Annotated in this window: 16 protein-coding genes and 1 pseudogene; 13 read left to right on the plus strand and 4 right to left on the minus strand. The window is 65.2% G+C overall.

From position 1 onward, the window contains the following. Nucleotides 1-331 precede the first annotated feature (331 nt). Nucleotides 332-499 (minus strand): PA1571 family protein, encoded by a 168-nt coding sequence (locus G7Z99_RS10330; protein ID WP_375139145.1) that lies wholly within the window; start codon nucleotides 497-499, stop codon nucleotides 332-334. Between the two features lie 258 nt (nucleotides 500-757). On the opposite strand from G7Z99_RS10330, the gene G7Z99_RS10335 reads away from it, so the two are divergent. From G7Z99_RS10335 to G7Z99_RS10345, 4 genes and pseudogenes are all read left to right on the plus strand, one after another. Then, a complete protein-coding gene (locus G7Z99_RS10335; protein WP_181093608.1) occupies nucleotides 758-2,551 on the plus strand; it encodes an ABC transporter transmembrane domain-containing protein in 1,794 nt (597 codons plus the stop codon). Between the two features lie 750 nt (nucleotides 2,552-3,301). Continuing rightward, nucleotides 3,302-3,412: pseudogene (locus G7Z99_RS20140) on the plus strand (hypothetical protein); the annotation flags it as partial. Between the two features lie 228 nt (nucleotides 3,413-3,640). Further along, nucleotides 3,641-4,345, plus strand: a complete 705-nt coding sequence (locus G7Z99_RS20145) for a methyl-accepting chemotaxis protein (RefSeq protein WP_375139147.1) — start codon at nucleotides 3,641-3,643, stop codon at nucleotides 4,343-4,345. Between the two features lie 245 nt (nucleotides 4,346-4,590). Continuing rightward, entirely contained in the window at nucleotides 4,591-5,907 is a 1,317-nt protein-coding gene (locus G7Z99_RS10345) for an MFS transporter (protein ID WP_181093610.1), read from the plus strand. 93 nt (nucleotides 5,908-6,000) lie between these two features. On the opposite strand, the gene G7Z99_RS10350 is transcribed toward G7Z99_RS10345, so the two are convergent. Then, nucleotides 6,001-7,665 carry an electron transfer flavoprotein-ubiquinone oxidoreductase gene (locus tag G7Z99_RS10350; RefSeq protein ID WP_181093611.1) on the minus strand — a complete coding sequence of 555 codons (1,665 nt, stop codon included), beginning with the start codon at nucleotides 7,663-7,665 and terminating at the stop codon, nucleotides 6,001-6,003. Between the two features lie 535 nt (nucleotides 7,666-8,200). Between G7Z99_RS10350 and G7Z99_RS10355 the strand changes: the two genes are divergently transcribed. From G7Z99_RS10355 to G7Z99_RS10395, 9 genes are all read left to right on the plus strand, one after another. Then, complete coding sequence (locus tag G7Z99_RS10355; protein WP_181093612.1) at nucleotides 8,201-8,950, plus strand: electron transfer flavoprotein subunit beta/FixA family protein; 750 nt, start codon at nucleotides 8,201-8,203, stop codon at nucleotides 8,948-8,950. Nucleotide 8,951: 1 nt separating this feature from the next. Continuing rightward, nucleotides 8,952-9,881, plus strand: coding sequence for an electron transfer flavoprotein subunit alpha/FixB family protein (locus tag G7Z99_RS10360; protein WP_181093613.1), 930 nt, complete (start codon nucleotides 8,952-8,954; stop codon nucleotides 9,879-9,881). A gap of 98 nt (nucleotides 9,882-9,979) precedes the next feature. Next, nucleotides 9,980-10,789 (plus strand): transporter substrate-binding domain-containing protein, encoded by an 810-nt coding sequence (locus tag G7Z99_RS10365; protein WP_181093614.1) that lies wholly within the window; start codon nucleotides 9,980-9,982, stop codon nucleotides 10,787-10,789. Nucleotides 10,790-10,949: 160 nt separating this feature from the next. Beyond that, nucleotides 10,950-11,303, plus strand: coding sequence for a DUF4398 domain-containing protein (locus G7Z99_RS10370; protein ID WP_181093702.1), 354 nt, complete (start codon nucleotides 10,950-10,952; stop codon nucleotides 11,301-11,303). After that, nucleotides 11,303-12,115 (plus strand): OmpA family protein, encoded by an 813-nt coding sequence (locus tag G7Z99_RS10375; RefSeq protein WP_181093703.1) that lies wholly within the window; start codon nucleotides 11,303-11,305, stop codon nucleotides 12,113-12,115. The genes G7Z99_RS10370 and G7Z99_RS10375 overlap by 1 nt, the downstream gene beginning before the upstream one ends. A gap of 176 nt (nucleotides 12,116-12,291) precedes the next feature. Next, entirely contained in the window at nucleotides 12,292-13,734 is a 1,443-nt protein-coding gene (locus G7Z99_RS10380) for an aminotransferase-like domain-containing protein (RefSeq protein ID WP_181093615.1), read from the plus strand. Between the two features lie 61 nt (nucleotides 13,735-13,795). Then, a complete protein-coding gene (locus G7Z99_RS10385) occupies nucleotides 13,796-14,293 on the plus strand; it encodes a hypothetical protein (protein ID WP_181093616.1) in 498 nt (165 codons plus the stop codon). A gap of 112 nt (nucleotides 14,294-14,405) precedes the next feature. Further along, nucleotides 14,406-14,660 (plus strand): YkgJ family cysteine cluster protein, encoded by a 255-nt coding sequence (locus G7Z99_RS10390; protein ID WP_181093617.1) that lies wholly within the window; start codon nucleotides 14,406-14,408, stop codon nucleotides 14,658-14,660. A gap of 32 nt (nucleotides 14,661-14,692) precedes the next feature. Beyond that, nucleotides 14,693-15,298 carry an START domain-containing protein gene (locus tag G7Z99_RS10395; RefSeq protein ID WP_181093618.1) on the plus strand — a complete coding sequence of 202 codons (606 nt, stop codon included), beginning with the start codon at nucleotides 14,693-14,695 and terminating at the stop codon, nucleotides 15,296-15,298. A gap of 8 nt (nucleotides 15,299-15,306) precedes the next feature. On the opposite strand, the gene asnB is transcribed toward G7Z99_RS10395, so the two are convergent. Then, nucleotides 15,307-17,301, minus strand: coding sequence for an asparagine synthase (glutamine-hydrolyzing) (gene asnB / locus G7Z99_RS10400; RefSeq protein ID WP_181093619.1), 1,995 nt, complete (start codon nucleotides 17,299-17,301; stop codon nucleotides 15,307-15,309). Nucleotides 17,302-17,343: 42 nt separating this feature from the next. Next, nucleotides 17,344-18,342 (minus strand): aromatic ring-hydroxylating oxygenase subunit alpha, encoded by a 999-nt coding sequence (locus G7Z99_RS10405; RefSeq protein ID WP_258197003.1) that lies wholly within the window; start codon nucleotides 18,340-18,342, stop codon nucleotides 17,344-17,346. Between the last annotated feature and the right edge of the window lie 245 nt (nucleotides 18,343-18,587).

Raw genomic sequence — 18,587 nt, forward strand, 5'->3', positions numbered from 1 at the left:
GAGGGCTGTCCGTAGAGGCCTGGACCAGGGGCGAAACGGTGGTGACGGGCCAGCCGCCATCGCCGGCAAGCCGGCTCCCACACAGGTTGCCTGTGCCGGTCAACGTACGCTGCAGGGAAGGGGTCAGTACGAAGAAGCGAAGAAGGTACGACGCCTGGTCTCAGACCTGCACCGAACCTGTGGGAGCGGGCTTGCCCGCGATGACGCAAGCATCCAGGGCGAAGCTCGTACAGTGCTTCGACACGGGGTCGGTCACTGATCCATCACCCCTCAACGAAACAGCCCGACCTTCACACCTCGTGCCCCGGCATGAAGGTCGGGCCTACTGCATTCAATGCGACTCACTGCGCTCTTTTTCGAGTTCCTTGCAGGCCTGCTGGATCATCGACTCGGTGATCGGCACTTCGCGGCCTTGCTGATCGATGATCGAACCACAGGCGTGAAGCTGTTCATGCGGTTGCTGGGTGTTCGGGGTGTCTTGGTGGGTGTGCATGCTCATGTCCTGTCTCCTCATCAGGTTTCAGCTCAGGGTAGACGCAGGCGATGTCGGGCGTATGACAGCCTCGACAGGGCCGATGCCAGTCCAACAGAATCGCGCTCGGAACGCCAGAGCCCCTTTAGAACGAAGGGTTATAGGCATGGAGGCAATTGGCCGGTCAGCGCTGCGTCTGTGGGGTGGGACGCCTGTGGGGTCGCCAGGGTTCCCACCGGTCGTCGCGATGATAGTCTTGACCTTTCGCTCTCACAGGCCTGCCCCATGCGCTTACCGCTGTCCTCTCCGCAACGCCAGGCCGTGCGCCTGGCCTGGCGCTTCGTTCGCCCCTACCGTACGCGCCTGCTGCTGGCCTTGCTGGCCCTGGTGGTGACCGCCGGCATCACCCTGTCCCTGGGGCAAGGCATCCGGCTGCTGGTCGACCAGGGCTTCATGACCCGTTCGCCGCACCTGCTCAACCAGTCCATCGCCCTGTTCATGGGCCTGGTGCTGGCCTTGGCCCTGGGCACGTTCAGCCGCTTCTACCTGGTCTCGTGGATCGGCGAGCGGTGCGTGGCCGACCTGCGTCGTGCGGTGTTCGATCATCTGCTGAGCCTGCATCCAGGCTTCTTCGAGGACAACCGCAGCGCCGAGATCCAGTCGCGGCTGACCACCGACACCACGCTGTTGCAGTCGGTGATCGGCTCGTCCTTGTCGATGTTCCTGCGCAACGTGCTGATGGTGATCGGCGGCATCGTGCTGCTGTTCGTCACCAACCCCAAGCTCACCAGCATCGTGGTCGCCGCCTTGCCGTTGGTGCTGGCGCCGATCCTGCTGTTTGGCCGCAGCGTGCGCCGGCTGTCGCGCCAGAGCCAGGACCGGGTCGCCGACGTCGGCAGCTACGTGGCCGAAACCCTGAGTCAGATCAAGACCGTGCAGGCCTATAACCATCAGGCGTGCGACCGTCAGCGTTTTGCCGAGACGGTAGAGGACGCCTTCGACGTCGCCCGGCGCCGCATCGCCCAACGCGCCTGGCTGATCACCCTGGTGATCGGGCTGGTGCTCGGTGCGGTCGGTGTGATGCTCTGGGTGGGCGGCATGGACGTGATCGCCGGGCGCATCTCCAGCGGCGAACTGGCGGCCTTCGTCTTCTACAGCCTGATCGTCGGCAGCGCCTTCGGCACCTTGAGCGAGGTCATCGGTGAGCTGCAACGCGCCGCCGGGGCCGCCGAACGCATCGCCGAGCTGCTCGCCGCGCGCAGCCAGATCCTGCCACCGGCCGTTCCAGCACCGATGCCAGGAGGGCGCGCCACGGGCCGGGTCGAACTTCAGGGCGTGCAGTTCGCCTACCCATCGAGGCCTGGCGTCGCAGCGCTGGACGGCCTGGACCTGTGCATCGAACCGGGCCAGACGGTGGCGCTGGTCGGCCCGTCGGGCGCCGGCAAATCGACTCTGTTCGACTTGCTGCTGCGTTTCTACGACCCTCAGCAGGGCGTCATCCGCCTCGACGGCCAGGCCCTCGATACGCTGGACCCGGCCACGTTGCGCCGTCAGTTCGCCCTGGTCGCGCAGCAGCCTGCACTGTTTCGCGGCAGCGTCGAGGACAACCTGCGCTATGCCAGGCCCGACGCCCTTCAGGCCGACGTCGAAGCGGCCGCCCGCAGCGCGCACGCCCACGACTTCATCCTTCGATTGCCCGACGGTTACCAGACCCTGTTGGGCGAGGGCGGCATCGGCCTGTCCGGGGGGCAGCGCCAGCGCCTGGCGATCGCACGTGCGTTGCTGGCCGATGCGCCGATCCTGCTTTTGGACGAAGCGACCAGCGCCCTGGATGCCCAGAGCGAGCACCTGATCCAGCAGGCGCTGCCGTCGCTGATGGCCGGGCGCACCACCCTGGTCATCGCCCACCGCCTGGCCACCGTGCAGCATGCCGACCGCATCGCCGTCATGGACCAGGGGCGCGTGGTCGCCATCGGCACGCACCGCCAACTGCTCGACAGCAGCCCGTTGTATGCCCGGCTGGCGGCGCTGCAGTTCGGTCAGCCAGGAGATCACGTCAAGCCAGTGAGCGGTTTGTAACAAATTTGTCGCACTGGCTTGAGAGCATGCGCGTCGGCTGTTGCACATACCGTGAGGGTCGCCCGTTTGCAGGCGCCTTCTCCCCGGCGGATGCGGTTCACTCGCACCACAAGGACGTCCGCACCCTGCCTGCCAGCGGTCTGTGCTGCGTTCTCCGTCCTTGTTCCGAGAGTGACTGTCTTGCGTAAATCCCTGCGTGTGCAATTTCTCACCCTGCTGGGCGGTAGCCTGGCGGCGATGCTGGTGATCGCCATGGTCTGTTTCCAGTTCCTGTCCGCCAGCGTGCGCGACTACGGCGCGCTGATCGACGGCCCGCTGCGCGAGTCGCAACTGATCGACGAAGCCAACCTGCAGTTCAAGGTGCAGGTTCAGGAATGGAAAAACGTGTTGCTGCGCGGTCGCGATCCAGCCGAGCTCGACAAATACTGGCAACAGTTCCAGGCGCGCGAGCAGCAGGTACAGCACCTGCTCGATCAACTGATCGGCGAGGGCGATGCCGAGCTGCGTGGCCCGCTGACCCAGCTCAGGGAAAGTCACCAGCGTCTGGGCGAGGCCTATGAGCGCGGGCGGCAGGCATTCCTCGCCGCAGGGGGCGACCCGCGCGCAGGCGATCTGGCGGTCAAGGGCGTGGACCGCGCGGCCAGCGAGCAGATGAGCGCGCTGGTCGAGCAACTGCGCAAGGAGGCCCGCCAGCAGGCGCAGGGCATCAGCGCCCGTGCCGAACGCACCGTGTGGTGGGGTGCGCTGGTGATGCTGATCTCCGCGCTGTCGGTGGGTGTCTTGAGCCTGTGGCTGCTCAACCGCACGCTGATCGCGCCGATTCGTGTGCTGATCGACTACGTCGCCCAACTCAGCCAAGGCCATTTCGCGGCGCGGGTCGTCGACGGTCGTCAGGACGAGCTGGGCCGCCTGGCCGTGGCCGCCAACACCTTGCGCGATTTTCTCGCCGAGACCATCGGCAGCCTCAAGCGCAACACCGTGGCGCTGGAAACCGCCAGCGACCAGTTGCGCGGCGTGGCCAGCGACATGGCCCGCGGTACCCACGATCAGTTCCAGCGCACCGACCAGGTCGCCACCGCCATGCACGAAATGTCCGCCACGGCGCAAGAGGTGGCCCGCCACGCGGCGGATGCCGCGAAGGCCGCCGACGAGGCCGATCGCAGTGCCCAGGCCGGCGAGCAGGTGATGCAGACCACCATCGACCTGATCGAGCAGGTCAACCGCGAAATCGCCGGCACGGCCGGTGTGATTCGCCATCTGGAGAACGACAGCACGCGCATCGGCAAGGTGCTGGAAGTGATTCGTGGCATCGCCGAGCAGACCAACCTGCTGGCGCTCAACGCCGCCATCGAAGCAGCCCGCGCGGGCGAGGCCGGGCGTGGCTTTGCCGTGGTCGCCGACGAAGTGCGCAGCCTGGCCCAGCGTACAGCGGCCTCGATTGCCGAAATCCACCAGATCATCGAAGCCGTGCAGTCGGGCGCGGTCGAGGCCGTCAAGGCCATCGAGAGTGGCCAGCAACGCAGTGAAGCCGGAGCAGGGCAGGTGGTCGAGGCCGGCCGCATGCTGCAACGGATCACCACCTCGGTAGAGGCGATCCGCGACATGAACCGGCAGATCGCCACGGCGGCCGAAGAACAGACCAGCGTGGCCGACGACATCTCGCGCAACCTGGTGGACATTACCCGGATCGCCACCGACAACCAGCACGCCGTGCACCAGACTGAGCAGGCCGGGCAACGGTTGCAGGGGTTGTCCGGTCAGCTCGGTGCGCTCACGGCTCGGTTGAGTGCCTGAAGCAGTGGCAAGCTGCACATGAAAGCGATCTGTAGGTGGTCGACGTGACCGAGCTGCGTGGCCTTACGCCCGGGCATCGGTCACGTTGACCTAGCGAGGGTGAAAGGCGCAGGCCATGTGCAGCGTTGGCCGGGGCGAAGGGCCTGGTGACGGCCTGCGGGTGTCTGGGTGCGTTCCGGTGGTTTCGGACACGTCCTACGCCTCGGTTTGCTATGCTCTGCTCCTTTTTTCAGAGCGGAGCTGTCATGGCTGCTTTCGATCATACGCGCCAGCTCGGTCGCGCCGACCACCGGACCCTGGGCCTGGCGGCGTTGGGCGGGGCGCTGGAGATCTACGACTTCATCATCTTCGTGTTCTTCGCGCTGACCCTGAGCCAGCTGTTCTTCCCGCCCCAGATGCCCGAATGGCTGCGCCTGCTGCAAAGCTTCGGCATCTTCGTCACCGGTTACCTGGCGCGTCCTCTGGGCGGCCTGGTGATGGCGCATTTTGCCGATCACCTGGGGCGCAAGCGGGTGTTCGGCCTGAGCATCCTGATGATGGCCCTGCCGTGCCTGCTGATCGGGGTGATGCCGACCTATGCCGACATCGGCTATGCCGCGCCGTTGATCCTGCTGGCCCTGCGCATCCTGCAAGGTGCGGCAGTCGGGGGCGAGGTGCCGAGCGCCTGGGCCTTCGTCGCCGAACACACGCCGCCGGGCCGGCGTGGCTACGCCCTGGGCTTCCTGCAGGCCGGGCTGACCTTCGGCTACCTGCTCGGCGCGCTGACCGCGACCGCCCTGGCCAAGGTCTACAGCGCGCAGGAAATCCTCGATCACGCCTGGCGTTACCCGTTCCTGCTGGGCGGCGTGTTCGGCCTGGTCGGCGTTTGGCTGCGCCGCTGGCTCAGCGAAACGCCGGTGTTCCTGGCCCTGCGCGAGCGGCGTGAGCAACCGGTGGCGTTCCCTCTGCGCCAGGTGCTGTCCCGGCACCGTCAGGCATTGATCCCGGCAGCGTTGCTGACCTGCGTGCTGACCTCGGCGGTGGTGGTGCTGGTGGTGATCACGCCCACCGTGATGCAGCAGCGCTTCGCCCTGGACGCCGGGCAGACCTTCGCCCTGAGCGCGGTGGGCATCGTGTTCCTGAACATCGGCTGCGTGGTGGCCGGGCTGCTGGTCGATCGCTTCGGCGCCTGGCGCGCCCTGATCGGTTACAGCCTGCTGCTGCCGGTCGGGGTCGGCACGCTGTACGCGAACCTGGTCGGCGCCTGGGGCTGGACGGGGCTGGCCTATGCGGTGGCCGGGCTGTGCTGCGGCGTGGTCGGGGTGGTGCCGTCGATCATGGTCGGCCTGTTCCCGGCGCCGGTGCGGGTGTCGGGGATTTCGTTCACCTACAACCTGGCGTATGCCGTGTGGGCCAGCGTCACGCCCCTGGCCTTGATCGCCCTGATGCCGTGGAGCCCCTGGATCTGCGTAGCGTTCTGTGCAGTCATGGGGCTGGTGGGGGCGATGACGGGCTGGTACTTCGGGCGTCATGCACCGCTCGAGACGCGTGCGCCGCGTGCCGCCTGGTGCGCCGAGGAGTAGGACGGGCACGCTGACCCGACATGAGGCCGTGTGCGTCCCCATGAAAAAGCCCAGGTCGCAGGGCCTGGGCTTTTTCGTACGCGACGGCGTCGATCACATGTTGGGGTAGTTCGGGCCGCCAGCGCCTTCCGGGGTCACCCAGACGATGTTCTGCGCCGGGTCCTTGATGTCGCAGGTCTTGCAGTGCACGCAGTTCTGCGCGTTGATCTGGAAGCGCGGGCTGCCGTCTTCCTGGCTGACCACCTCATAGACGCCAGCAGGGCAGTAGCGCTGAGCCGGCTCGTCGTACAGCGGCAGGTTGCTGGCGATCGGGACGTTCGGGTCGATCAGCTTCAGGTGGCACGGTTGTTCCTCCTCATGGTTGGTGCTGGAGAGGAACACCGAACTCAACTTGTCGAAGCTGAGCTTGCCGTCAGGCTTGGGGTAGTCGATCTTCTTGGAGTCGGCAGCCAGCTTGAGGCAGGCATAGTCCGGCTTCTTGTTGCGCAGGGTGAAGGGCAGCTTGCCCTTAAACCAGTTCTGGTCGATGTAGTTGAACGCGGCACCGAACAGCGGGCCGAACTGGTGCATGGCCGGGCCGAAGTTGCGGCTGGCGTGCAGTTCTTCGTAGACCCAGCTGGCCTTGAAGGCCTGGGTGTAGCCGTCCAGCCGGTCACCGCCCTCGCGGCCGGCGGCCAGGGCATCGACCACGGCATCGGCGGCGAGCATGCCGGACTTCATGGCCGTGTGGCTGCCCTTGATCTTGGCGAAGTTGAGCGTGCCCAGGTCGCAGCCGATCAGCGCGCCGCCGTCGAAGACCATCTTGGGCAGCGAGTTCAGGCCGCCCTTGCAGATGGCACGTGCGCCGTAGCTGATGCGCTTGCCACCCTCGAGGTACTGGCTGATCACCGGGTGGTGCTTCAGGCGCTGGAACTCGTCGAACGGCGACAGGTACGGATTGCTGTAGGCCAGGTCGACGATCAGGCCGACCACCACCTGGTTGTTCTCCAGGTGATAGAGGAACGAGCCGCCGGTGTTGTCGGCATTGAGCACGTCCAGCGGCCAGCCGGCCGTGTGCACCACCAGGCCTTGCTCGTGGCGCGACGGCTCGACTTCCCAGATTTCCTTGAGGCCGATGCCGTAGTGTTGCGGGTCGGCCTCGCTGTCGAGGTCGAAACGGCGGATCAGCTGCTTGCCGATGTGCCCACGGCAGCCTTCGGCGAACAGCGTGTACTTGGCGCGCAGTTCCATGCCGGGCGTGTAGAGGCCGTCCTTGGGCTGACCTTCGCGGTCCACGCCCAGGTCACCGGTAACGATGCCGCGGACCACGCCGGCCTCGTCGATCAGTGCCTCCTGGGCGGCGAAGCCGGGGTAGACCTCCACGCCGAGGTTCTCGGCCTGCTGGGCCAGCCAGCGGCACAGGTTGCCCAGGGAGATGATGTAGTTGCCCTGGTTGTGCATGGTGCGGGGCACGAACAGGTCCGGCACCTTGACCGAGCCGGCCGGGTCCTTGAGCACATAGATGTCGTCGCGCTTGACCTCGGTGTTCAGCGGCGCGCCCATGGCCTTCCAGTCAGGGAACAGTTCGTCGAGGGCGCGGGACTCGAACACGGCGCCGGAGAGAATGTGGGCGCCGACCTCGGAGCCTTTCTCGACCACGCAGACGCTGATCTCGGTGTTCGTCTCGGCGGCCCTCTGCTTCAGGCGGCAGGCAGCCGAGAGGCCGGCAGGGCCTGCGCCGACGATGACCACGTCGAATTCCATGTATTCGCGTTCCACAGGTTCTCTCCTACTCAAGGCTCATCAGCGGTTGCTTGTCGGGGTGGGCGCAACTCTGGGTGCACGGCGCCTGGGCCGTGGCTTTCTCCAACGCCGCACTGCACCGCTTTGTCGTGGCGAGCATTATATCTACACCAGGGGAAGGGTCCAATACAAACGTTTGTTTGAATGTGCTCGAAGCCCGTGAAAACGCCAGGTCGCGGCTGGACGCTGGCCGATTTGCCGTATTGACCCGATGGGGTGATGCGGTCAAGATACGAGCGGTTTTACGCTCGCCGTAGGCTGGCCGTTGGGCAAGTGAGCATGCTGGAAGACCGGGTGCAGCGCAGGGGATTCCCGCCAGGGCCCGGGTCGTCGTGCAGTCTACACGCCACGACAGGAAATGACCCGCAGGTTTTGTCCTGGTGCGGACCGGGCCGGTCGGTCCATGGTCGATCCACCCGCCGCCAGACGTTTCCAGACGTGCCCAGACCCACGCGCATCGCCGGGCCAGTCCCAGGCGACTTTCTATTCACCGGAGAGTAACGAGGAATCCATGAAGGTTCTTGTAGCTGTCAAACGAGTGGTCGACTACAACGTCAAGGTTCGCGTCAAGGCGGATCACTCCGGCGTCGACCTCGCCAACGTCAAGATGTCCATGAACCCCTTCTGCGAGATCGCCGTGGAAGAAGCCGTACGCCTCAAGGAAAAAGGCGTCGCCACCGAGATCATTGCCGTGAGCGTCGGCCCGACCGCCGCCCAGGAGCAATTGCGCACCGCGCTGGCGCTGGGCGCCGACCGGGCCATCCTGGTCGAGGCCGCCGACGAACTCGGTTCGCTGGCCGTGGCCAAGCTGCTCAAGGCCGTGGTCGACAAGGAACAGCCGCAGCTGGTCATCCTCGGCAAACAGGCCATCGACAGCGACAACAACCAGACTGGCCAGATGCTCGCCGCGCTGACCGGCTTCGCCCAGGGCACGTTCGCCTCCAAGGTCGAAGTCGCCGGCGACGCGCTGAACGTCACCCGCGAAATCGACGGCGGCCTGCAGACCGTTGCCCTGAAGCTGCCGGCCATCGTCACCACCGACCTGCGCCTGAACGAGCCGCGCTACGCGTCGCTGCCGAACATCATGAAGGCCAAGAAGAAGCCGCTGGACACCGTCACGCCCGACGCGCTCGGCGTGTCCATCGCCTCGACCACCCAGACCCTCAAGGTCGAAGCCCCGGCCGCCCGTGGCGCCGGCATCATGGTCAAGTCGGTGGAAGAGCTGGTCGAGAAACTGAAGAACGAGGCGAAGGTAATCTGAAATGACAGTCCTGATCATCGCTGAACACGAAAACGGCATCCTCGCGCCGTCCACGCTCAACACCGTGGCGGCTGCCGCCAAGATCGGGGGCGAGGCGCACGTGCTGGTCGCCGGCCAGAACGTCGGCGCCGTCGCCGAAGCCGCTGCCAAGATCGTTGGTGTCGCCAAGGTGCTGGTCGCCGACAACGCCGCCTACGGTCACGCCCTGCCGGAAAACGTCGCGCCGCTGATCAAGGAGCTGGCCGCCGGCTACAGCCACGTGCTCGCGCCTGCCACCACCAACGGCAAGAACATCCTGCCACGCGTCGCCGCGCTGCTGGACGTCGACCAGATCTCCGAGATCATCTCGGTCGAGTCGGCCGACACCTTCAAGCGTCCGATCTACGCCGGCAACGCCATCGCCACCGTGCAATCCAGCGCGGCAGTGAAGGTCATCACCGTGCGTGCCACCGGTTTCGATGCCGTGGCGGCCGAAGGGGGTTCGGCCACCGTCGAAGCGGTCGGCGCCGCCCATGACGCCGGTCTTTCGTCGTTCGTCGGCGAAGAGCTGGCCAAGTCCGACCGTCCTGAGCTGACCGCCGCCAAGGTGGTGATCTCCGGGGGGCGTGGCATGGGCAACGGCGACAACTTCAGCCACCTGTACAGCCTGGCCGACAAGCTCGGCGCTGCCGTCGGCGCCTCGCGCGCGGCGGTCGATGCCGGCTTCGTGCCCAACGACATGCAGGTCGGCCAGACCGGCAAGATCGTCGCGCCGCAGCTGTACATCGCCGTCGGCATTTCCGGGGCGATCCAGCACTTGGCGGGCATGAAGGACTCCAAGGTGATCGTCGCGATCAACAAGGACGAAGAGGCGCCAATCTTCCAGGTCGCCGACTACGGCCTGGTCGCGGACCTGTTCGAAGCGGTGCCGGCGCTGGAAAAGCTGGTCTGATTCGTTCGCGTCACTTATAAAGAGGCCCGGCGTTCCCACGAACGCCGGGCTTTTTTGTCAGTGCGAAGGAGACCGGGATGGCGGGGTTGGGCCGAATCATGATCGTGACTGCCCTGTGGGGCCTGGCGCTGTCGCCCACGGCCGGGGCGGCGGGGCGATGCGAGCGTCTGGTGGCCACGGGCAGCCCTGACAACCCGCCCTACGTCTGGCAGGACCCGCTTCATCCCGGCCGCCTGATCGGCGCCGACGTCGACCTGCTGGAACAGATCGCCCGCGACATCGGCGTGAGCGTCCGCGTGCTCTCGGCCGGGACGCGCGAGCAGGCCCTCGACGAGGTACGCAGCGGGCGCATGGACCTGTTGCTGGACGTGCCCCCCGAGGCCCTGTACCTGACCGCATTCGACACTGTGCACCCGGCGCTGCACGTCGAGGGTCATTACGTCTGGACGCGCCACGACGCAGCGATTGCCTACGCATCGCTCGATCAATTGCAGCCGCTGAAGGGCAGCCTGGTCGACGCTGGCAGTGCACCTGAAGCCGCTCAATGGTGGGATGAGGCAGGGCTCGACCTCACGCGTGCCCAGACGCCGGTGGAGGCCTTCCAGCGCCTGGCACTGGGGCAGCTGGACTACGTCATCGCCAACCGCTTCGTCGGCATGGCGACGGTGCAGCGATTGGGGCTGAGCGCCGACGTGATCGCCAGTGGCGTGCCCGCGCACCGTGCAGAGCGCTACCTGGCGATCTCGCACAACTCGGCCTGCAACGAGGCCTGGTTGCAGGACGCGCTGTCGCGACGCCTGCTCGACGGTGCCTTCGAGCCAGCCCGGCAACGTGCCTTGCAGCGCAATCTGCACCGCTGGCAGGCGCAGACAGCGACGGCGGCCGATACCCGTGATGGGGTCGAATGATTGGCCGGCACCTGTGCTCGTCGGCGCGCAAAGCGGGTTACTATGCGCGACCTGCGGTGCGCCACCGCTTCGCGACCCCGTGTCGCCCACCGCTTACCCGTCAGGAGCTGAAGCCGTTTTGAACAGATTGGATTTGACCGTGGCCCGGCGCGTGACGCGCGTGCCTGTGCGTGCACTGGGCCTGGCCCTGATGCTCGGCGTCATGGCCGGTTGCGCCACGGACCCCGCCCCCCATGAGCAGATGCGCCTGGCCGAGCAGGCCCTCGAGCAGGCCAAGTCGGTCGGTGCGACCGACCAGCAGCCAGCGCTCACGCTGGCCGAAGACAAGCTGGCCCGTGCCCGTGCGGACATGTCGGCCGGTCAACACCGCGAAGCGCGGATGCGTGCCGAGCAGGCCGAGCTGGATGCACGCCTGGCCGAAGCCCAGGTGCTGACGCAAAAGCGCGATGAGCAGGTGCAGGCGCTGCAGGCGCGCATCCAGCGCTTGCGCAAGCAATTGGAGGCTCGCCCATGATGCGTGTGTCGAACCCTTGGCGGGTGGCAGTGCTGCTGGCCTCGATCGGTGGCCTGCACGGTTGCGCCAGCCAACGCAGCGAAGCGGCGCTCGACCAGGCGTCCGCCGCGTTCCAGCAGGTCAAGGACGATGCCGACGTGCTGCGCAGCGCGCCACGTGACGTGATTCGTGCCGGCGAGTCCCTTGGCCGTGCCGAGCGCCTGGCCACCTACGTGGGCAGCGGCAGCGACGTGCGCCAGTACGCCTACCTCAGCCAGCGTTACAGCGAGATCGCCCGCGAGCACACGCGCCTGGCCCTGAGCGAAGAGCGGCTGGTCAAGCTCGACCTCAAGCGCCAGCAACTGCAACTGGCCCTGCGTGAGGCCAAGCTGGCCAGCGTTCAGCAGCAGGGCAAATGGCTGGAGGCGGAAATCGCCGCCCTGGCGTCGGAAGACAGCGACCGCGGTCTGGTCCTGACCCTGGGCGACGTTCTGTTCGACACCGGCCGGGCCGAGCTGAAGAACTCGGCCAGCCGTACCGTGCTCAAGCTGGTGCAGTTCCTCCAGCTCAACCCTCGGCGGGTGATCCGCATCGAAGGCTACACCGACAGCACCGGCGCGACCGAAGACAACCTGCAGCTGTCGCGTGATCGCGCGCAGTCGGTGGCCGACATGCTGATCGACCTGGGCGTCGAGGAAAAACGCGTCCAGGTCATGGGCTATGGTGACCAGTACCCGGTCGAGGCCAACGCATCCGAGCGGGGCAGGGCCAAGAACCGTCGCGTGGAAGTGGTGTTCTCGGACGACAAGGGTCGGCTGGCACCCTTGCGCTGACCCGCGTGCGCCAACGCAAGGCCCGGCGCACTGACCGGCCTTGCGTGGCGTGGCGCGGCGGTGTGCTGTACGGTCGATGAATCGACGATCTGTATCAGTACACTTCGCGACTGTTACGGTATTCTGCGTCTCTGAGCTACATAAGAACAATGAAGCCTGCGCATCGAGACATTGCCATGACCAACCTGCTGCTCTACCAGCGCATCGCCCAGCAACTGGCGGACGACATCCGCCGTGGTGTCTACCGTCCAGGCGAGCGGGTGCCGTCGGTGCGCAAGATGAGCGCGCAGCTCAACGTCAGCCATGCCACGGTGCTCCAGGCGTACGCCAACCTCGAGGACCAGGGGTTGATCCGGGCCCGCCCGCAGTCGGGCTACTACGTGCACCAGACGCCGGCGCTGACTGCCCCCACCCCGGACATCGCCCGGGTCGAGCGCCCTGGGCTGGTGACGCGCGCCAGCATCATCCAGCAGGTGCTGGCCGAGGCGCGCCGCGACGGCGTCTTCGCCTTCGGCGCCGCCGTGCCTCACGTGGATTACCTGCCGGTGCGTGCCCTGCACCAGCAACTGGCCAAGGTCACGCGGTTCCACAGCCCGCGCGCCTTCAGCTACATGTTCAGCCCCGGTTACGAACCGCTGCGCCGGCAGATCGCCATTCGCATGCGCGATGCCGGGGTGCTGGTCGATCCACGGGAGATCGTGGTGACCCATGGGTGCGTCGACGCCTTGCAGATGTCGCTGCGGGTGCTGACCAAGCCGGGCGACCTGATCGCAGCCGAATCCCCGACCTACTATGGCCTGTTGCAGCTGGCGGACCTCCTGGGCCTGAAGGTCATCGAGATCCCCAGCGACCCGTCCACCGGCATCAGCCTCGAGGCCTTGCAGCTGGCGGCCAATCAATGGTCGATCAAGGCCCTGGTGCTGACCGCGCGCCTGAGCAATCCCCTGGGCGGCACCATCCCCGAAGAGCGGCAGAAGCAGCTGCTGCGCCTGGCCTCGGACTTCGACATCCAGATCGTCGAGGACGATATCTATGGCGAACTGATGTTCGAGCAGGGGCGCAGCAAGGCGCTCAAGGCCTACGACCGGCTCGACCGGGTCATCTACTGCTCGAGCTTCTCCAAGACGTTGTCGCCCGGTGTGCGCGTGGGCTGGATGGTGCCTGGCCGCTATCAGGACGACATCCAGCGCTTGCAGACCTTCACCACGCACTCGGCCTGCAGCGTGACCCAGATGGGGGTGGCGGCCTACCTCGAGAACGGCGGCTACGACCGGCACCTGCGCTACATCCGCCAGGAATACCGCAAGAACCTCAGCGCCTACCAGCTCGCCGTTCAGCAGTACTTCCCCGAAGGCACGCAGATGACCCGGCCCACCGGTGGGTTCATCCTCTGGGTGAGCCTGCCGGGGCGGGTCAACACCCAGGAGCTGCACGTGCGGGCGCTGGAGCAGGGCATCAGCATCGCGCCAGGGCTGATCTTCAGTAATACTGAACAATTCAATCACTGCATCCGTCTGAACTGCGGTATTCCCTGGAACCGCGAGGCGGAACGCGCGCTCGTGACATTGGGGATGCTGGCCCGACAACTGTGTACAGAGCCCACGGCACTGGCGTTTTAGCCTTGCCAGGCGTGCGACAAACGGCCAGCATCCAGATTTAGGCAAAGACGTTGTGGTGCCCATGAAACGTATTCGGTTGTTCGCGCTGGTGGTGGGGCTGGCCTGCGGGTTGGGTGCGGTGAGCGTGACTCAAGCTGCGCAGGCCGGTGCTGCCCCGCGTGCCGAAGGCAAGCAGGGCCAGACCCAGAAGGCGCCTGCTCAGTCTTCCAAACAGGCTGCCGCCAAGTCCAGCAAGGCCAGTGTGGCGGCCAAGAGGGCGCGCGAGAAAAAGGCCAGGCGCAAGGCGCTGCAAAGCAAGGCGGTCGCCACGCCGGTGGCCAAGGCGCCTCTGGACCTGAGCATCCCCAGGGAAATGGTCAAGGAGCTCGAGCCGGCCGTGGGCAACAACACGCCCAAGCACAAGACGCTGCTGCCGGCGATGTTCCCGGAGAACCCCTCCCAGGACAGTGCGTTTCAGCTCAACGGGCGCCTGATCAGCAACGAAATGCAGCTACAATTGCGCAACGACAGTCAGCGCGACGTCGAAGGCGCGGCCATCGAATTCCAGTTCCGCCAGTGAACTGCAACTGACTGCTCGGTCATTCCCTTTTTCCCGGTGCGGGCAATGTCAAACGCCCGTTTCGCCGGTTACTATCCCAGGACGTCCCGTCCCGCTCCAGGAGTCGTGTTTCATGATCTGCCGTCAAGGCTGTGGTGCCTGCTGCATCGCACCCTCCATCAGCTCGCCCATTCCTGGCATGCCGCAGGGCAAGCCGGCGGGCGAGCGCTGCCTGCACCTGTCGCCCGAGAACCTCTGTGGCCTGTTCGGTCGGCCCGAACGGCCGGCGGTGTGCGGCGGGTTCAAGGCCGAGGCCGAGGTCTGTGGCAGCGACCGTGAGGAGGCGATCAGGATCATCAGCTGGCTGGAGCGCATGACGGCGGCGTGAACCCTTGGATCTTCGATAAAAGGAACAACACGATGAGATCTTACACGCGAGTCGCGCTGGTGGTTGCCCTGGGGCTGTCGATGGCGCCCAGCGCCTGGGCCGAAGACTGGAAAGTGGCCAAGGACGAAGACGGCATCCAGGTGTCGCTGAGCGAGGTGCCAGGCTCCAAGTACAAGGCCTACCGCGGTGTGACCCTGATCAAGGCGCCGTTGGCCAAGGTGCGTGCACTGCAGGAAGACGTGGCAGGCGCCTGCGCCTGGATACACGAATGCCAGTCGCAGAAGCTGCTCAAGCACGAAGGCGACCAGAGCTGGACCTACAGCCGCTTCAATACCCCGTGGCCGGTCACGCCGCGTGATTCGGTGGTGCATGTGGTCAGCACCCAGGGCGCCGATGGCAGCCTGACCCGCACGCTGACGGGCGAGCCAGGCTACGTTCCGCCAGAGCAGGGGTATGTGCGGGTAGCCGAAGTGAAAGGGTTCTGGAAGCTGGTGCCCAAGGGCGAGGCGACCGAGGTCACCTACCAGGTGCACACCGAGCCAGGCGGTAGCGTGCCATCGTGGCTAGCCAACAAGTTCGTGGTCGAAGCGCCGTTCAATACCTTGAAGCACCTCAGGGCGCGTGCCGAGCGCCCTTGAGGGCTAGGTCAGGAGACGTTCAAGGCGTGGGCGGCTGTGTCGACAGCGCTCGTGCCTGGCTCGGGGCCGGGCCGGGCCGCCTGACGCCGGGCCTGTAGATGGTGATCGAATTGCTGCACGTATTGTTTCTCCAGAATTTGCACGCTCAGGATGAACAGCAGCAAGTTGTTGAATTTTTCGCGCAGCCTACCTGGGATCAGGCCGGTCCTGACGGCCAGCAGCATCACCCGTACGATTCCCGGCGCGAACAGGCCGGACGCTGTCAACGCCTCTTTGCTCAGGTAGGTTTCGATCAAGCCGGCCATGGCCGCGCCTGATCGCTTGCGTACCCACAGCGGTGGTGTGATGTAAGGCCATTTTCGGCGGCTGTACACTTCTTCGGGGATGATGTCCTTCACGGCTTCACGCAGCAGGTATTTCTCCACGTCACCCCGTAACTTCCACTCGTTCGGGAGTTTGGCCAGCCACTCGAAAAGTCGATGATCGAGGAAAGGCGTACGGCCTTCGATCGAGTGCGCCATCTCCTGACGGTCGCCCAGATTCGCCAGGATGAATGGACTGAGCAGGCCACGGATGCTGAACGTCTGCAGCTTGTTGAGCAGCGGCAAACGATCGAGTTCGGCTCGGTTCAAGCGGCGGCGCAACGCATGCAGGGGCGAGGTGAGGCCCAGGTGTCGACGGTGGCGAGAGGCGAACAGCCGGTTGAGCGTATTCTGGGCGGGCGAGGTGAACAGCTCGGCCATTTCCGGCTGCGGAACGAACCCGAAGGCCTCCTCCAATTCGATGGCGCCGCTGGGGCGTGTCGAACGTGTCCGCTCAGCATGGCGCCCATAGGCGTGACTGGACAAGCCCTGTCCTTCAGCCTTGAAGTAGCCATACCCCAGCAGCGCCTCGTCCGCGCCTTCGCCGGTGAGTACGCAGGTGACGTGCTGACGGGCGAGCCTGGAGAGCAGGAACTTGCCCACTCCGTTGTAGTTGACGGCGGGGGTCTCGGAGAACCAGAGACTGTCTTCCAGGTGGGTCAGCAGGTCCTCGCGCGTGCACTCGATCTTGTGAAAGCGCGCGCCCAGATGGCGTGCGGTACGTTCGGCGATCAGGGCTTCGTCGAACTCGGCGTGATCGCTGAACGAGATGCAAAACGCGTCGATTGGCTGATCACGCAACTGCGAGGCGACGGCCGCCACGGCGGTGGAGTCCAGGCCCCCGCTCAAGTAGACACCAACGGGCACATCGGCTTGCAATCGCAGCGCTACGGCTTCTTCCAGATGAGCGCGCATCGTCTGGCATAGGTCGGACTCGCTGCAGTGTGCTGGCAGTGGCTCGGGCAACAGGTCGAGCGGCCAGTAAGGAATCGATTCGCTCTCCAGAGTCTCGATGTCCACCACCAGGCAGTGACCTGGCGCGACGGCACTGACGTGCTCGAACGGGCTGTCCATGGGCACGAAGCTGAGCATGTCGCGCAGCTTGACCGGATCGATCGAGGCTGCGGCCAGCCCACTGGCAAAGAGGGCCTTGGCTTCGCTGGCGAACATCAGCCCACCGGGACGATCAGGCGCCTGGTGCAGGAACAACGGTTTGATACCGAAGCGGTCACGGCAAGCGATCACGCGGCGCAGGCGTCGGTCCAGCAGCACGAACGCGAACTCGCCGCGCAGTTGACGGGTGAAATCCAGGCCATCACGCTCGTACAGGGACAGGATGAGTTCCGAATCCGATCCCGTCGCGAAGGTGAAGCCATCGGCCATGAGTTCAGCGCGCAGACGGGCGTGGTCGTAGATTTCGCCGTTGCACACCAGTACGTTCTGCCCGTCCTGACTGAACAGGGGTTGCGCGCCTGTGGCCAAATCGATGATCGAAAGCCGGGTATGCCCCAATACCACCGCGTGTTCGGGATCGCGATACCCTGCGTGTCCATCCGGTCCACGGTGAGTCAATGCCGTCAGCGCGGCCTCCAGGTCGACCTGCTCGGGGTCATGGCCGACAGATGCGAAAATTCCGCACATCCTGTGCTCCTCATGGGGTAGTGGCGAACGAAACTGCAGGCGTCAGGCGTCGCCGAGATAGATCTGCTCAAGCATCTTGCGGTGCACGACCAGTGGCTTGTCGTACTTGCCCAGCCGAGTGCCGTTCAAGGCGTACGGCAGGTGCGCGAGCTGGCTGGAAAACGCACCATCCGCCTCGAATTCCTTCTTGATGAAACGCAGCATGAACGAGCGGAAATGCTTCTGGAAAAACGCCGACTTGCGATCGCTGGCTTGCGCGTAGACGAAGCTGTACAGCGTGGTCCGGTTGGCGGCGTTGGGTACGAAGAAGATTGTGGTCTTGACGTGCCCGCCGATACTGGTCTGTCGCGTCTTGCACGTGACCCAGGACTCGTAGGTGCTGCGCACCGGGTTGAACAGCGTGTGGAAGCGGTTGTGCGAGATGTCGCCAGGCTTGACGCCGGTCAGGAACATGAACGGAAATTTGCGGATGGGGCCCCGGTAGTAGTTCAGGGTGCTGTGGTCATCCTGTTCGAACTCGTACTCGACGTGCTTGGCGCCCTCGCGGTCCCAGCCGAAGGTCTGGTGCACATAAGGGAAGTGCTCGTCCTCGGAGAAATTGTCCAAGGCCACGTGCAGCGGGCAGTCGAAGACTACCGGGAACTGGCCCATGAACGTATAGGCAGGGTCGGCGAAGTCGTCGAGCGGCTCGGCGTCAGCGCCGCCCACCCAGATCACGCCATGGCGAGTGAAGGTCTTGAGGACCTCGATCTTGCACTTGCGCGACTCGGGCATGGTCGGGATATGCCCCTGGCCCTGTGCATCGAAACTCCAGCCGTGGTAGGGACATTCGATGTGCCCCTGCTCGTTCACACGACCCATCGACAACGGCGTGAAGCGGTGAGGGCAGCGGTCCGGCATGGCCACGAGACGGCGCGCCTGATCGCGAAACAAAACGATCTTGAAACCACCGATTTCCACACTGATCGGGGTATCGCGCACTGTTTCTTCTGCGCAAACAGGATGAAAGAAACGTGAAATCTTAGTCCAGCCAAAGTCCATGGCACGCGCATCCTTGAATAGTGTTTTTAATAACCCGTTCCATCGGGAGTTCTATTTCGAGCGGGCCAGCCTAGTGGATACACTCGCTCAGCGCAACGTACGTTTCATGAAGTTTGTGTGGGGGGAGACTGGCGCCGGTGTTCGACTTCGGGAGCACTTGACAGGACTTTGTAAATGCTGCTGAAGTAAAAAAAGATCGTACACAGCACTTCAGGACGAAGCGCTCGTTCCCCGTCGACAGGATG

The sequence above is a fragment of the Pseudomonas entomophila genome (assembly GCF_013523165.1).
Classification (GTDB): Bacteria; Pseudomonadota; Gammaproteobacteria; order Pseudomonadales; family Pseudomonadaceae; genus Aquipseudomonas; species Aquipseudomonas entomophila_A.

What these genes read in the sequence shown, in the direction of transcription:
- G7Z99_RS10330 (WP_375139145.1), bottom strand. Translation starts at nt 499, where the DNA reads ATGAGCATGCACACCCACCAAGACACCCCGAACACCCAGCAACCGCAT.
- G7Z99_RS10335 (WP_181093608.1), top strand. Translation starts at nt 758, where the DNA reads ATGCGCTTACCGCTGTCCTCTCCGCAACGCCAGGCCGTGCGCCTGGCC.
- G7Z99_RS20145 (WP_375139147.1), top strand. Translation starts at nt 3,641, where the DNA reads ATGTCCGCCACGGCGCAAGAGGTGGCCCGCCACGCGGCGGATGCCGCG.
- G7Z99_RS10345 (WP_181093610.1), top strand. Translation starts at nt 4,591, where the DNA reads ATGGCTGCTTTCGATCATACGCGCCAGCTCGGTCGCGCCGACCACCGG.
- G7Z99_RS10355 (WP_181093612.1), top strand. Translation starts at nt 8,201, where the DNA reads ATGAAGGTTCTTGTAGCTGTCAAACGAGTGGTCGACTACAACGTCAAG.
- G7Z99_RS10360 (WP_181093613.1), top strand. Translation starts at nt 8,952, where the DNA reads ATGACAGTCCTGATCATCGCTGAACACGAAAACGGCATCCTCGCGCCG.
- G7Z99_RS10365 (WP_181093614.1), top strand. Translation starts at nt 9,980, where the DNA reads ATGATCGTGACTGCCCTGTGGGGCCTGGCGCTGTCGCCCACGGCCGGG.
- G7Z99_RS10375 (WP_181093703.1), top strand. Translation starts at nt 11,303, where the DNA reads ATGCGTGTGTCGAACCCTTGGCGGGTGGCAGTGCTGCTGGCCTCGATC.
- G7Z99_RS10380 (WP_181093615.1), top strand. Translation starts at nt 12,292, where the DNA reads ATGACCAACCTGCTGCTCTACCAGCGCATCGCCCAGCAACTGGCGGAC.
- G7Z99_RS10385 (WP_181093616.1), top strand. Translation starts at nt 13,796, where the DNA reads ATGAAACGTATTCGGTTGTTCGCGCTGGTGGTGGGGCTGGCCTGCGGG.
- G7Z99_RS10390 (WP_181093617.1), top strand. Translation starts at nt 14,406, where the DNA reads ATGATCTGCCGTCAAGGCTGTGGTGCCTGCTGCATCGCACCCTCCATC.
- G7Z99_RS10395 (WP_181093618.1), top strand. Translation starts at nt 14,693, where the DNA reads ATGAGATCTTACACGCGAGTCGCGCTGGTGGTTGCCCTGGGGCTGTCG.
- asnB (WP_181093619.1), bottom strand. Translation starts at nt 17,301, where the DNA reads ATGTGCGGAATTTTCGCATCTGTCGGCCATGACCCCGAGCAGGTCGAC.
- G7Z99_RS10405 (WP_258197003.1), bottom strand. Translation starts at nt 18,342, where the DNA reads ATGGACTTTGGCTGGACTAAGATTTCACGTTTCTTTCATCCTGTTTGC.